The sequence below is a fragment of the Terrisporobacter petrolearius genome, assembly GCF_020748185.1.
Classification (GTDB): Bacteria; Bacillota; Clostridia; order Peptostreptococcales; family Peptostreptococcaceae; genus Terrisporobacter; species Terrisporobacter petrolearius.
Map to the genome: position 1 here is coordinate 23217 of NZ_JAHZMO010000031.1, position 15554 is coordinate 38770.

Below are 15554 nucleotides of genomic sequence, written 5' to 3' on the forward strand. Positions count from 1 at the left end.
GAGAGAACTCTACGAGTTCCCCCTTTGTTTAAATTATATTACATCATTCCTGGCATTCCTGCTCCCATAGGTGCAGCTTTATCTTCTTTTTCCGGAATATCCGCTACAGCAGCTTCTGTTGTTAAGAATACTCCTGCTATAGATGCTGCGTTTTGAAGAGCGCTTCTAGTAACCTTAGTTGGATCAACTATACCAGATTCTATCATATTTACATATTTTTCATTTAATGCATCAAATCCTATTTCAGGATCTTCTGCTATAACATTTTGAACAATTACTGCACCTTCAAGACCTGCATTTATAGCTATTTGTCTTAATGGCTCCTCTAATGATTTTCTTACTATTTTAGCTCCTAGTTGTTCTTCTCCTTCAAGAGTTTCAATTAATTCATCTAAAACAGGTATTGTACTAACTAAAGCAGTACCACCACCAGCAACTATACCTTCTTCAACAGCAGCTCTAGTTGCATTTAAAGCATCTTCTATTCTTAATTTCTTTTCTTTCATTTCTACTTCTGTAGCTGCACCAACTTTAACTACCGCAACTCCACCAGATAACTTAGCTAATCTTTCTAATAATTTTTCTTTATCAAAATCAGAAGTTGTAACTTCTACTAAATGTTTTATTTGATTAACTCTATTTTGTATATCTTCTTTTGTTCCATGACCACCAACTATAGTAGTGCTATCTTTTACTACTTTAACTGAAGAAGCTCTTCCTAATAAATCTAAATCCGCTTCTTTTAAATCATATCCAACTTCTTCTGATATTACAACACCACCAGTAAGAATAGCTATATCTTGAAGCATTTCTTTTCTTCTATCCCCAAATCCTGGAGCTTTAACTGCAACAATTTCACAAACTCCTCTTAATTTATTAAGAACTAGTGTAGATAATGCTTCACCTTCTACATCTTCTGCTATTATTAATAATCTCTTACCTTGTTCAACTATTTTATTTAAGATAGGAAGTAATTCTTGTATGTTAGATATCTTCTTGTCAGTTATTAATATATAAGGATCATTTAAAACTGCTTCCATTTTGTCTACATCTGTAACCATGTATGCAGAAACGAATCCCCTGTCAAATTGCATACCTTCAACAGTTTCTAGTTCTGTATTCATAGTCTTAGATTCCTCTACAGTTATAACGCCTTCTTTTCCTACTACCTTCATAGCCTGAGCTATTAATTCACCTATTTCATCATCTCCTGAAGACACTGCACCAACTTGAGCTATTTCCTCTTGAGTTTCTATTGTTCTTGATTGTTTCTTTAGTTCTTCAACTGAAACTTCTACTGCTTTTTGTATACCTTTTCTAAGTATTATTGGATTGGTTCCAGCAGTAACATTTTTTAAACCTTCTCTTATTATTGCTTGTGCTAAAACTGTAGCAGTAGTTGTACCATCTCCTGCCACATCATTAGTCTTAGTTGCAACTTGCTTAACAAGCTGTGCACCCATATTTTCAAATCTATCTTCTAATTCTATTTCTTTTGCTATAGTAACACCATCATTTGTTATTAGAGGTACTCCAAACATTTTGTCCAATATAACATTTCTTCCCTTTGGTCCAAGAGTCACCTTAACTGTATCAGCTAATTTGTTTACACCAGTTTCTAATGCTTTTCTTGTATCTTGCGCAAATCTAATATCCTTTGCCATCTTCATACCCTCCTAATTTTTACTCAATAACAGCTAATATATCGCTTTGTCTTAAAATTATGTATTCTTCTGAGTCTATTTTGACTTCATTCCCTGCATATTTTGAGTATATTACTTTATCTCCAACTTCAACTTCCATTTTGACTTCATTTCCATCTACAAAGCCTCCTGGCCCAACTTCTATAACTTGTGCCATTTGTGGTTGTTCTTTTGCTGAACCTGGTAAAATAATACCACTTGCAGTTTTTTCTTCTGCCTCAACTTTCTTGATTACTACTCTGTCTGCTAAAGGTCTTATTTTCATAATTTATCCCTCCTAAAATAGAATTATATTATTAAATTTAGTTATTATTATTTTTATCACTCTATATCTTAGAGTGCTAACAAGATAATAATAAACCATTTTCATAAAATTTTCAACTTATTTTTGAACCTTTATTTATATATAAATATTTATCATTAAACTTTGTTTTTATACCATATTATTTTATATTTTATGATATAAAAAAAGTTTACACCTTTCATATTAGAAAGGGTAAACTTAATTACTTCATAAATTCTGTATACTGATCAAGAACTTCCTTAGGTTCTCCCATCATTTTAATCACACCATCGTGCATCCACATTACAGTATCACAAAGCTCATTTAAAGTAGATATGTTATGAGAAACTATAACTACCGTTCTTTTTCTATCAGAAATAAGACTCTTCATTTTTGCATAACTTTTCTTTTTAAATTTTTGATCTCCTACACTTAAGACTTCATCAATAAGCATTATGTCTGTTTCTAGTATTGCCGTAATAGAAAATGCTAGTTTTGAAAACATACCACTAGAATATGTTTTTACAGGCATATCTATAAATTTTCCAAGTTCTGCAAAATCTATTATTTCATCCATTTTATTTGTTATTTCTTCTTCAGAAAACCCAAGTAGCATTCCTGATAAAAGAATATTTTCTCTACCTGTCAAACTTTTATTAAATCCTACCCCTATAGATAATAAAGATACTGATTTATTATGTAGATTTATTATCCCTTTATCTGGAGAAAATATTCCTGCTAACGCTTTTAGCATAGTAGATTTTCCACTTCCATTTTTACCTATTATGCCAAGAATTTTACCTTCTTCCAAATCAAAAGATACATTTTTTACTGCATTAAATTCTTTAACCTTCGCTTTTTTAAATCTTAATAAATTCTTTTTTACTGAATAAGCTTTCATACTTTTATAAGTTATACTTAAATTATTTACTTCTATAGCTAATTCTCTCTGCTCCATTATATCACCTTCACATAACTATTTTCATTTTTATATATTGTTTTTACACCTAATATAGATATAATCAATCCAATTACTGTCCACGCTAAAAGAATTTTTACAGAAGGGGCTTCACCATTTAACAAGCACTTCCTAAAAGATGATATAGAAAATGCAATTGGATTTCCTTTTAATAAAATATCTGAATAAGGCGATGCTATACGACTTTCTATAGCATAAAAAATTCCTGTCATATAAAATACCGCTCTTAATACTATGTTCACTATATTTGATAAATCTTCTATAAAAACACCAAAATGAAGCAAAATTGTCATCAGTCCAAAATTTACAATCCAAAGAGTTATCATTATTGGTATTATATATAGTATATTCCATGTTATTGATACTCTACAAACAATCATCATAAGAATTACTATCCCAAAACAAATCATCATTTTAAATCCATTAACTAGCATTTTAGAAAAAATCAACACAAATTTAGGTATATAAACTTTGGATACAATAGCTTTATTATTTTTTATCATCTTAACACTCTGTTTCATATTTCCATTGAAAAAATCCCAAGCCATTATACCTATAAAAATAAAAATCGTAAAGTTATCTTCACTTGCATTAAATACCACGCCAAATATAAATGAATATATTAGCATAAAACATAAAGGCTCTAATACCCACCATACCCAGTTTAAATAAGAACTAGCTACTTCTGCCTTTAATTCTGATTTAGCTGAATATATGGCATACTTATAATACTTTTTAAAATCATTAATAAATCTGTCCATAACATTCTCCCTTGATTTATAATATTCCTACACATTTTACCTTTTTATTCCAAAAGTTTACTAATTCTATGTTATCAGATTAAATAATTTCTTTCAATTATAAACTATATTTTATCACAAAGATTATCTTTAATAATTTCATTATAAAGATAGGTTATAACAAAAAAAGTATGCTATTTAATGTAAAATAACATACTTTTTATAACAAAGGAGAAAAAAGCCTTGATATAGATTCTTTAATTTTCATAACTGTGTTTCTATTTTCAAATTTATCTCTTTCTAATTCCTCACTATTGTCCAAATCATACATAAAGTCTTTTTTAATTTCATCAATAATCTTTTCGTCATATATGAAAGCATTAACTTCAAAATTCAATTTAAAGCTTCTAAAATCCATATTGGCAGAACCTGTAGATGCCATAAAATCATCTATAATTATCAATTTAGAGTGTAAAAAGCCTTTATTATATAGATAGACTTTTCCACCAGATTCCAATATTTCTTGAAAATAAGAATAGGATGCAGTATTTACTATTTTATGGTCCGCAATTTTAGGAAATAAAATTATAAGCTCCACTCCACTTAAAGCTGCACATTTCAAAGCTTTTAATAAACTTTCATCTGGTATAAAGTATGGAGTTTCTATATAAATACTTTTTTTGGCCTGACATATGGCATAAAAATAAGCATAATGCATGGACTCCCAGTCTGAGTCTGGCCCACTAGCCACAATTTGCATCATACAGCTACCTTTATCCTTTAACTTAGGAAATAAATTTTCTTTTAATAATACTTTTTTCGTATTGTAATACCAATCAGTCAAAAAAATCATCTGTAACATATAAACTGAAGTTCCTTCTATTCTTATATGAGTATCTCTCCAGTATCCAAATTTTTTATTTTTACCTATATATTCATCACCTATATTTATTCCACCAGTGTATCCTATTTTTCCATCTATAACTACAATTTTTCTATGATTTCTATAATTAAGTTGTCCACCTATGGGTATTGCAATCTTACCTTTTAAATATGGAATTATTTCTATACCATAATTTCGCATTTCATTGAAAAACTTTCTATGAAACCAAAATCTCCAACAACCTACATCATCATAGATTATTCTTATTTTTACACCTGATTTAACTTTATCTATTAGCTCTTTTTTTATTTTTTCTCCAATTTCACTGTCTTTAATTATAAAATATTCTAAATGAATATGGTCTTTTGCATTTCTTATATCTTTTATTAAATTTTTAAATTTTTCATTCCCATCCACATAAATTTCTACATTATTATTAATAGTAAATGGAAAAATTCCTGTATTAAGTAGCAAACTAACTATTTTTAAGACTCTAAAGTCTATATTTTTACCATAGGGTAGCTTTCCTTCTTTTATCATTGTACTTTGGCCTTGTGCTAACTCTTTCATCTCATACAAGTTGAATAAAAGATTTTCTTTTTTCATATTATTTGCCATTTTATAGGTTTTCTTCATTTTTATTTTTCTAATATTTCTTCCTAATATAGCATAAAACAATATACCTATAACCGGAAATAACATAAAAATCAAGATCCATATTAATGTTTTTGAAGGATCTCTATTTTCTAATATAAGTTTTATAGAAATAATAATACTTAGTATATAAAAGAGTACTAAAATGATTTTTAAAACCATATCATTATTTTCATCTCCTTACGTCTTATCTACCTATTCCTAATTCTCTCGCATAGTAGAACAAATATTGTTGTGCAAATCCTGCTGAATCTCCAAACTTTTCTAATGCAAACTGTCTTATTTTAGGTAGACTTAAATTATCTTCCACATAAAATTCTTCCATAACTCTCTTTACCCAAACATCCACTGGAAATGTATCGTATTTTTGCATTCCAAATAAAGCAATACAATCTGCTACCTTAGGACCAACACCGTTGAATTTCATTAATTCTTTTATACATTCATCTGTATTTAACCTTCTGTAAAATAAAACATTTTCATTATTTTCCTTAACATAGTCAACCACACTTTTAATATACTTGTCTCTAAAACCTGTTTGACACACTCTTATATCTTCTACAGATGCTTGACTTAGTTCTTCAGGTGTTGGGAAAGCATAATATTTCTTTCCTCTATATTGTCCTATGAACTTACCATATTTTTGTGATAAATTATTTATGGCTCTTTGAATCATGGGTATTCTATTATTTGCAGATATTATGAAAGATATAAGCATCTCCCATCCATCTTGTTGTAATATTCTTATACCTTTGCCAAATTCAGTTGCCTTTTCTAAATATTCATCCATAACTTTTAACTCATTTTTTATTTCACTATAATCTCTTCCTAAATCAAAATAATTAAACCATATGTTATCAAAGTCTTCTTTATTAGTATTATCAAAAATAATTAAATCATTTTCTTTTTTTACATTTACAACTTTTCCTTGTACTACACCTGTATATGAATCGTCCTCTTCTTTTAACCATCTAAAACATTGACCACAATCAAATACATGTTGTGGATCAAAATCTTCACTTATACCATCTAGTATAATTTTATTATCTTTTTCTATAATCTTCATAACTACTTTCCTTTCTCATTTGAATCTATTTATTATTATTTTTTATTTTCATCTAATCTATCCTTTAATTTTTACAATTAAATAATTTGCAAATATCTCTTTTATAATATATACCTTATTTTTGTTAATTTACACATATCTAAACATAAAAAATCCCTAGATAACAACTTATCTAGGGATTTTTTATGAATTACATTCCTAATTCTTTAAAGTCTCTACTTCCTGGCTTAACTAATTCTTCTTTTCCTTCTTTGCAAAGAGGGCATTCATCAGCTTCATAGACTTGTATATCTAATTTTATAGCACTGTATATCGGCATTCCTATATCTTCGCTAGTTCTATTTGCTATACAAGCAACACCTATTACTTCTCCACCTAAAGCTTCTAAACATTTTTTGGCTTCTATTGTTGATTTCCCTGTTGTAACAACATCTTCTGCTATTATTATTTTAGCACCTGGCTTAACTTCGAATCCTCTTCTAAGCTGTACTACTCCGTCTTTTCTCTCAGTAAATACTGATTCTTTTTTAAGTTGTCTTCCAAGTTCATAAGAAACTATTACTCCACCCATAGCTGGCCCAACTACTAAATCTATATCTAAATCTTTTATTTGATCAACAACTGTACTTAATACTTGTTCTGCGTACTCTGGAAATCTTAACACCTTTGCACATTGTACATATCTATTACTATGCTTTCCTGATGATAATAAAAAATGTCCTTCTAATAATGCATCACTTTTCTTTAATATTTCAACTACATCTACTTTACTCATTTTGATATTCCTCCAATTTACCTTATTTATATTATTTCACTTTTAATCAATTTTCTATATTAAATAATTCCTCTTATTTCATCAAGAGTCTTAATTCCTTCTTGTTTCATAAATTTTTCTATTCCATCTATTATTTCAAGTCCTATTTTGGGATTTACAAAGTTTGCTGTTCCCACTTGGATACAAGAAGAGCCTGCCATTATAAATTCTATAGCATCATTTGCATTTGTTATTCCACCCATTCCCCATACTGGTATTTCTATATTTCTAGAAACTTCGTTAACCATTCTAAGAGCTATTGGTTTTATTGCCGGTCCAGATAATCCTGCATAAACATTTTCAAATATAGGTTTTCTTTTGTTTATATCTATTGCTAAAGCTTTGAATGTGTTTACTAAAGAAACTCCATCCGCTCCTTCTTCTTCACATACTCTAGCCATACCTACTATATCTTCAGCATTTGGAGATAATTTTATTACAAGAGGTTTATCTACAACTTTTCTAACTTCTCTAACAACTTCTCTTGCAACTTCATTTTTTATTCCAAAAGCCATTCCTCCAGCTTTTACATTTGGACAAGATATATTTAACTCTATTACGTCTACATCTCTTCCTCTTAGTAATTCAGCACCTTTTATATAGTCATCTAATGTTCCTCCACCAAGGTTTACTATCCTCACTAAGTCTAAATCAGAGAAAAAAGGCAGCTCTTTATCTATAAATCCTTGTATCCCTGGATTTTCTAAGCCTACACTATTCATCATTCCAGATGGAGTTTCAAACACTCTCATACCATTGTTTCCATCTTTTTGATTTAGTGTAAGCCCTTTAGAACTTATCCCACCTAGTTTTTCTATATCATAAATTCCATTGTATTCTTTCCCAAATCCAAAAGTTCCAGACGCCATTATTACCGGATTTTTAAAATTAACATCTTTGAATTTTACATTTAAATTAACCATTGAAAATCACGTCCTCTCCTCTGAATACCGGGCCATCTTTACAAGTTTTTTTATTTCCAAATTTAGTTTTGCATGTACATACTAAACATGCTCCTACGCCACATGCCATGTGGTTTTCTAGTGAAACGAATAATTTTGTATTTGTTCCTTCTACCATATTAACTAGTTTTTCCATCATTGGTGTGGGCCCACAAGTTAATATATAATCATATTTTTCTATATCTAAAATATCTGTAACAAAAGTATTACCTACAGCAACATTTACTTCGTTACAAACTTCGTTGTATTTATCTATTAGTATCGGTTCATTTCTGAAACCTAAGTATGCATCACAGTTTGGAATGTTTTTTGCGACTAAATAGAGTGGCGCAACTCCTATTCCTCCTCCTACTAATGCTACTTTTCCTTCTACTTTTTCATAACCATTACCATAAGGACCTTCTAATTTTATTGTTTCTTCTGGTTTTAATTTACTAAGTATTTTTGTTCCTTCTCCTACAACTTTGTATAAGAAACTTATACTATTTTCATCTATATCATGAATGCTTATGGGTCTTGATAATAAAGGGTAATTATTCCACGCTCTTAACATATAAAATTGACCCATTTCACCTTTAAATTTTCCTTGTACTTCCATTAAGTACATTTCTTCCCCAATATACTCATTTCTAATTACTTTATACATTTTGTATCCTCCATAAAATTCGCTTCGCTTAAGCCACTGCGTGGGCGCTACAGTTCATGTCGCCAACGAGATGCCTTCACTAGTACTTCAGGCAACGACCTTGCTCAAAATTTGCTTTGTTCCTTATTTGTTTATATCTACACCTAATAGCTTCATAATTAAAGCCATTCTTACATACATACCATAAGTAGCTTGCTTAAAATAAACTGCTCTTTCATCATCATCCACTTCTGTAGATATTTCGTTTACTCTTGGCAGAGGATGTAATATAAGCATATCTTCTTTTGCATTTTCCATCTTTTCTTTATCTAGTATATAAGTATCTTTTAATCTTTCGTATTCATCACTATCAACAAATCTTTCTTTTTGAATTCTAGTCATATAAAGTAAATCTAGATTTTTTAAAGATTCATCTAAATACGATGTTTGGCAATATGAATTACTTTGGATTTTTTCTTTTATATATTCTGGCATTTTTAGTTCTTCAGGTGATATAAAAACAAATTTATTATTTTCGTATCTAGTCATTGCTTTTACTAATGAATGAACTGTTCTTCCATATTTTAAATCACCACATAGTCCTATTATGTGATTACTTAAAGTTCCTTTTAGGGATTTTATTGTGAGTAAGTCAGTAAGGGTTTGAGTTGGGTGTTGATTTCCACCGTCTCCTGCATTAATGAATGGTACACTCGTGTATTTAATCGCTTCTTCTGCCGCTCCTGCAACAGGATGTCTCATAACTATAAGATCTACATATCCAGATACAACTCTCATTGTATCTCCTAATGATTCTCCTTTAGATACTGATGAAGAATTCGGTTCAGAAAAACCTATTATCTCCCCACCTAAACGTTTCATGGCAGTTTCAAAGCTTAATCTTGTTCTTGTTGATGGCTCATAAAATAAAGTAGCCATTAATTTTCCTTCACATACACGAGAATATGCTGATGGATTTTTCATAATATCCTCAGCTAAGTTTAATATTACATCTATTTCTTTAATAGAAAAGTCTTCTGGTTGGATTAAATTCCTTGATTTTAACATATTTTCCTCCTTTTTTAGCCTCTCTGGACTAAATTTAAAAGTATTTCATATCTCTAGTAGGTTATCACTTTTGCATTTTCATGTCAATATTTTTAGCAATTAAAAAACAGAAGATATTTCTATCTTCTGTTTTTATCTTTATATTAAATTTATACGCATCCTAAGAAAACGTTTATTATATTCTTATACTAAACCTTGAGCCATCATAGCATCAGCTACTTTTAAGAATCCAGCTACATTTGCACCAGCAACTAAGTTATATCCGAATCCATAAGTTTGAGAAGCATTAGCACAAGCATCATGTATTCCAACCATTATAGTTTCTAATTGAGCATATACTTCTTCTGGCGTAAATACAGTTTTACCTGAGTTTTGACCCATTTCTATACAAGAGCAAGCAACTCCACCAGCATTAGCAGCTTTAGAAGGTCCTACTATTATTCCATTGTCTTGTAAGTATTTTATTGCTTCATTAGTTGAAGACATGTTTGATCCTTCACATACGAATTTGCATCCATTTGCAACTATAGTTTTAGCATCATCTATTAATATTTCATTTTGAGTAGCACATGGTATATATAAATCAGCTTTTACTTCCCATGGTTTTTTACCAGCTACGAAAGTTGATCCTGGGAATTTATCAGCGTATGGAGCACATACGTTTTTACCTGAATTTCTTAATTCAAGCATATATGCAACTTTTTCTCCACTTATTCCATTTGGATCATGTATATATCCATCTGGTCCAGATATTGTAACTAATTTAGCTCCTAATTCATTTAATTTTTGTGCAGTTCCCCAAGCAACGTTTCCAAATCCAGATATAGCAACTTCTTTACCTGCTAATTTTTCTCCATTTGCTTCTAACATTGCATTTGCAAAGAATACTATTCCGTATCCAGTAGCTTCAGTTCTTCCTCTTAATCCACCGTAAGAAAGTCCTTTACCAGTTAAAACACCTTCAAATCTATTTACTAATCTTTTATATTGTCCAAACATATATCCTACTTCTCTTGCACCAACACCTAAGTCTCCAGCTGGTATATCTGTTTCTGGTCCTATATGTCTATATAATTCAGTCATGAATGCTTGACAGAATCTCATTATTTCTGCATCAGATTTTCCATTTGGATCAAAATCAGATCCACCTTTACCTCCACCTATTGGAAGACCAGTTAAACTGTTTTTGAATATTTGCTCAAATCCTAAGAATTTTATTATCCCTGGGTAAACGTTTGGCGCAAATCTCAAACCACCTTTATATGGTCCTATTGCACTATTGAATTGATATCTGTATCCTTTATTTACTTGTACTTTACCATTATCATCTGTCCAAACAACTCTAAATGTTATTCCTCTTTCTGGTTCTGTTAATCTTTCTAATATAGCAGCTTTTTCATACTCTGGATGTTTTTCCATTACTGGTGCTAATGAAGATAAAACTTCTTCAACTGTTTGGTGAAATTCTACTTCACCTGGATTATTTTTTTTACAAAGTTCGATACACTCTTGTACGTAATTAGACATTTTTTAAAGCCCCCTTAATTAATAAGTAAATTTATTTATCATTCATGTTTGTTATTTAATTGGTAAGATTTTATGCTTTCCTTACTCTCAATTGAATTGTAGCATAGTAAAATCTCTACGCGCAATTGAATTTTTGTTTAATTTATAATTTAATTTTTGTTTAATTGATGTTATATTTAACACTATTATTTTTACTATTTTAAAGCTAAAAACTATAATTACTATTATTTTAAATATATTTATTTTCTAGATTCTTAATAAGAAGATTGTTAATTCTTACTCATTTATATGAATTTTTTAATATTGCAAAACAGCTTTATTCATAACATATTTCTTATTTTAGGAAAACCTTATCCATTTAATTTTCTCATTTCACTTTAAATACCATACTTTTCCTTAACTTTGACTAAAATAATTAAACTTATTTAACATATTCAATCTAATTATAACTTAGTTAAATTTTATTCAATATCCATGCATTTAACTTGCAGGTTATTTTTCAATATTCAGACTATTTAAATTATATAATATAATAAAATTCATAATGTATATTTTTTATTTTTTGTCGAAAATATGCATAAAGTATATATTTTATTTATATTTGCTATATTATTTAGACATATTAACTCATGAACTACCTTGTATTTTAGATTTTTACTGCGCAAAAAAATTTTAAAATTTTTAATTAAATTATAAAATAATAAGTTTTAATTACAATTTAATTTAATTTTTATATAATATATAGTTTTTTATTAAGGTTTACTTAAAATTTTCAACTTGTTTTTTTTCATATTATACCAATTATATAACCCCTTAAAATCTATCTTTATTACCATTTTATAAGCCTAAGTTTCTGTTGTTATATTTGGTAAATTTTGCTATAATGAACTTAATTATATAAGACAAAGGAGGGGGTACTAAAATGGCTTATAAAATAACTGATGATTGTATAGCTTGTGGATCTTGTACTGAAGAGTGTCCAAATGATGCTATAATATCTGGGGACGAAAAATACGAAATAAATGCAGACGAATGTTTAGATTGTGGTTCTTGTGCTGATGCATGTCCAAACGATGCTATAGTATCTGAATAATGTCTACATAAAACTATTCGAGATAATAAATTATCTTGAATAGTTTTTTTTATATAGTTTTCTCATTGTACTTTTTTATCAAATTTTGTTATAATGATATTGCATTATAATTATACATAACAAGGAGGACCTATCAATGGCTTACAAAATAGGTGATGCTTGCATAAGCTGTGGCGCTTGTGCAGATGAATGTCCAGTAGAATGCATATCAGCTGGAGATGATATCTACGTAATAAATGCAGATGAGTGTATCGAGTGCGGTGCATGTAATAGTGTTTGTCCAGTGGAAGCTCCACAACAAGACTAATTAAAAAGCTATTCAAATTATATTATATAATTTGAATAGCTTTTTTTAATTCATTATCTTTATAAAAGATCTTCTTTCATTAAGTATGATAATGTAAATAAACTTTCAGTTAAGTTAACGTTTTCTACTATTACATCCTTAGAAACATTTAAATCAATTGGGGCGAAGTTCCAAATTCCTGTTACTCCTGCATTAACTAGTCTATCTGCTAACTGCTGAGCTCCGTTCTTTGGCACACACAGAATTCCGATATCTATATTATTTTCTTTTATATATTCTTCTATAAAATCTGAATCTAATATTTCAAATTCTCTTATTTTTAATCCTATTACTTTAGGATTAGCATCAAATAACGCCTTTATCTCGAATCCAGCATTTCTAAAACCTGCATAGTTCGCTATTGCTTGACCTAAATTTCCCGCACCTATAAGTACAGCGCTATATGACTTATCTAAACCTAAAATCTTTCCTATTTCAGTGTGTAAGTCTTCGATGTTGTACCCATATCCTTGTTGGCCAAATCCTCCAAAGTTATTCAAATCTTGTCTAATTTGCGAAGCAGTGAATCCAATTATATCACTTAACTCTTTAGAAGAGATTCTTTGTATATCTTTTTTTAACAAGTCCCCTAAATATCTATAGTATTTAGGCAATCTTCTTATAACGGCCATCGAAATATTTTTATTAGCCATTAGTTCACCCCCAGTATAATTGTTTTGTTATTATTATTTTTGTGAATAGTATAACACTCTTGATTATATTATACCAAAACATTATAATTTTAGATAGTTCAAGGAGGTATAAATTTATGATTGTTTTATCGTGTAATAATTTGTATAAAAGTTTCGGAATAGATTCCATTTTAGAAAATATATGCTTTACAGTAAATGAAGGAGATAAAATAGGTATTATCGGTATAAATGGTACTGGTAAAACTACCTTAATGAAAATAATATCTGGAGAATATGGATACGATGAGGGAGATATATATACCTCTAAGGATTGTGAAATCGGCTATTTACAACAAAACACTAACTTCCTTTCTAATAACACAATATTAGAAGAAGTTTTAGCAGTTTTTAAACCATTAATAGATATGGAAAATTACTTAAGAGAGTTGGAGCATAAAATCGCTGAAGAAGGCAGTAAAAATAACTCTCATATTTTAGAAAAACTTATGAATGATTATTCTCATGTTTTGGAAGATTTTGCTTCTAAAAACGGCTATGGATATAAATCTGAAGCAAAAGGCGTTCTTAAAGGCCTAGGTTTTAAAGATGAGGATATGGACAAACCTATAAATATTTTATCTGGTGGAGAAAAAACCAGGGTCCTTTTAGGAAAATTACTTCTTAAAAAACCTACTTTATTATTGTTAGATGAACCTACAAACCACTTAGACTCTGAGGCAATAGAATGGCTAGAATTTTTCCTTAAACAATATAAAGGAACGGTTATGCTAATATCTCATGATAGATATTTCTTAGACCAGGTTGTTGATAGGATATTTGAAATTCACAACAAAAAATTAAAATCTTACAATGGCAATTATTCTAAATTTATAGAGTTATCAAAAGTTGAAAAAGAACTTGAATTAAAAAAATTTGAAGATCAACAGAAAGATTTAAAGAGACAAGAAGAGTCTATTGAAAGATTAAAAGCCTACGGAAGGGAAAAACATCTAAAAAGAGCACGTAGTAAAGAGAAGGCTTTAGATAAAATTGATGTTTTAGATAAGCCTGAAGCATATAGAAAAAGGGCTAAAATTCAGTTTAATCCTTCAATATCAAGTGGAAATGATGTTCTTCACGTTGAAGATTTATCCATGGCTTATGATGAAAGAATTTTGTTTAAAGGTGTTAATTTTGATATATATAGAGGAGAAAAAGTTGCACTTATAGGTCCTAATGGTATTGGCAAATCCACTTTGTTTAAAATAGTCATGAAGGAACTTACTCCAATTTGTGGTGATTTTAAACTTGGAACTAATGTTAATGTTTCTTACTTCCATCAGGAACAAAAAACTTTAAACTTAGATAATACTATTATTGATGAAATTTGGGATAGTAATGAAAAGTTGACTCAAACAGAAATAAGAAATATGCTAGGTTCTCTATTATTTGAAGATGAAGAGGTGTTCAAAAAAATCTCTACCTTAAGTGGTGGTGAAAGAGCTAGAATAGCCATTCTTAAATTAATATTATCAAAAGCAAATTTTTTACTACTGGACGAGCCGACTAACCACTTAGATATAGATTCTAAAGAGGTTTTAGAAGAAGCTTTAGAAAATTATACAGGTACTATATTCACTATTTCTCACGATAGATATTTTTTGAATACTGTGGTAGATAAAATATTAGTTTTAGGTGAAAATGGTATAACCGAATATCTTGGGAATTATGATTATTATATTAATAAAAAAAGAGAATCTGAAGAAATGTCTGCCATAGTTGAAATTGAAGAAAAAACTAAAACTCAGCTAAAAGAAGAAAAAAGGAAAGAAAAAGAACAAAGAGAAAAAGAAAAAAAGAATAAATATAAAATAAAAAATATTGAACAAGAAATAGAAGAGTTAGAAACTAAAATAGAAGAGTTAGATAATCTTCTATGCCAAGAAGAAGTTTATTCTAATCCAGACAAATCTAAAGAAGTAAGCCAAGAAAAAATTACTTTTGAAGATAAACTTTCTTCATTGTATGAAACATGGGAAGAGTTAGTTTAAAGAGTGTGTGAAAAAAACTCTGTAAATAACAAAATTCAACAGCTTTCTATGATAATATTTAATTATTATAGGAGGCTGTTTTATTATGGGAAAAAGAAAACAAAAGCTTAGCGAAGGAAAAAGAAATA

General features: G+C 29.1%; 15 protein-coding genes. 3 read left to right on the forward strand and 12 right to left on the reverse strand.

Annotated features, from left to right (window positions below):
* Window positions 1-38 precede the first annotated feature (38 nt).
* From groL to gdhA, 11 genes are all read right to left on the reverse strand, one after another.
* Window positions 39-1664, reverse strand: coding sequence for a chaperonin GroEL (gene groL / locus K0040_RS14780; protein WP_228109536.1), 1626 nt, complete (start codon window positions 1662-1664; stop codon window positions 39-41).
* A 19-nt stretch (window positions 1665-1683) separates the two neighbouring features.
* Window positions 1684-1968, reverse strand: coding sequence for a co-chaperone GroES (locus tag K0040_RS14785; protein ID WP_039681375.1), 285 nt, complete (start codon window positions 1966-1968; stop codon window positions 1684-1686).
* A gap of 241 nt (window positions 1969-2209) precedes the next feature.
* Window positions 2210-2944, reverse strand: coding sequence for an ABC transporter ATP-binding protein (locus K0040_RS14790; RefSeq protein WP_228109537.1), 735 nt, complete (start codon window positions 2942-2944; stop codon window positions 2210-2212).
* Window positions 2944-3726 carry an ABC transporter permease gene (locus K0040_RS14795; protein ID WP_228109538.1) on the reverse strand — a complete coding sequence of 261 codons (783 nt, stop codon included), beginning with the start codon at window positions 3724-3726 and terminating at the stop codon, window positions 2944-2946. The genes K0040_RS14790 and K0040_RS14795 overlap by 1 nt, the downstream gene beginning before the upstream one ends.
* A gap of 199 nt (window positions 3727-3925) precedes the next feature.
* Entirely contained in the window at window positions 3926-5404 is a 1479-nt protein-coding gene (cls, locus tag K0040_RS14800; RefSeq protein WP_228109539.1) for a cardiolipin synthase, read from the reverse strand.
* Between the two features lie 25 nt (window positions 5405-5429).
* A complete protein-coding gene (locus K0040_RS14805) occupies window positions 5430-6308 on the reverse strand; it encodes a DNA-3-methyladenine glycosylase family protein (protein ID WP_228109540.1) in 879 nt (292 codons plus the stop codon).
* A gap of 190 nt (window positions 6309-6498) precedes the next feature.
* Window positions 6499-7083, reverse strand: coding sequence for an orotate phosphoribosyltransferase (gene pyrE / locus K0040_RS14810; protein ID WP_228109541.1), 585 nt, complete (start codon window positions 7081-7083; stop codon window positions 6499-6501).
* A 59-nt stretch (window positions 7084-7142) separates the two neighbouring features.
* Window positions 7143-8045, reverse strand: a complete 903-nt coding sequence (locus K0040_RS14815) for a dihydroorotate dehydrogenase (RefSeq protein ID WP_228109542.1) — start codon at window positions 8043-8045, stop codon at window positions 7143-7145.
* Window positions 8038-8730, reverse strand: a complete 693-nt coding sequence (locus K0040_RS14820) for a dihydroorotate dehydrogenase electron transfer subunit (protein ID WP_228109543.1) — start codon at window positions 8728-8730, stop codon at window positions 8038-8040. Before K0040_RS14820 ends, K0040_RS14815 begins: the two co-directional genes overlap by 8 nt.
* A 123-nt stretch (window positions 8731-8853) precedes the next feature.
* Window positions 8854-9777 carry an aspartate carbamoyltransferase gene (pyrB, locus tag K0040_RS14825; RefSeq protein ID WP_228109544.1) on the reverse strand — a complete coding sequence of 308 codons (924 nt, stop codon included), beginning with the start codon at window positions 9775-9777 and terminating at the stop codon, window positions 8854-8856.
* 183 nt (window positions 9778-9960) lie between these two features.
* Window positions 9961-11304 (reverse strand): NADP-specific glutamate dehydrogenase, encoded by a 1344-nt coding sequence (gdhA, locus tag K0040_RS14830; RefSeq protein WP_228109545.1) that lies wholly within the window; start codon window positions 11302-11304, stop codon window positions 9961-9963.
* 922 nt (window positions 11305-12226) lie between these two features.
* Here gdhA and fdxA (K0040_RS14835) point away from each other — a divergent pair.
* Window positions 12227-12397 (forward strand): 4Fe-4S ferredoxin, encoded by a 171-nt coding sequence (gene fdxA / locus K0040_RS14835; protein ID WP_228109546.1) that lies wholly within the window; start codon window positions 12227-12229, stop codon window positions 12395-12397.
* Window positions 12398-12533: 136 nt separating this feature from the next.
* Window positions 12534-12704 carry a 4Fe-4S ferredoxin gene (gene fdxA / locus K0040_RS14840; RefSeq protein ID WP_074920320.1) on the forward strand — a complete coding sequence of 57 codons (171 nt, stop codon included), beginning with the start codon at window positions 12534-12536 and terminating at the stop codon, window positions 12702-12704.
* Between the two features lie 59 nt (window positions 12705-12763).
* Here the strand turns inward: fdxA (K0040_RS14840) and K0040_RS14845 are convergent, their stop codons facing one another.
* Entirely contained in the window at window positions 12764-13396 is a 633-nt protein-coding gene (locus K0040_RS14845) for a redox-sensing transcriptional repressor Rex (RefSeq protein WP_074920319.1), read from the reverse strand.
* A gap of 116 nt (window positions 13397-13512) precedes the next feature.
* On the opposite strand from K0040_RS14845, the gene abc-f reads away from it, so the two are divergent.
* Window positions 13513-15426: a ribosomal protection-like ABC-F family protein gene (gene abc-f, locus K0040_RS14850; RefSeq protein WP_228109547.1), complete on the forward strand. Its 1914-nt coding sequence runs from the start codon at window positions 13513-13515 to the stop codon at window positions 15424-15426.
* Window positions 15427-15554: the final 128 nt, after the last annotated feature.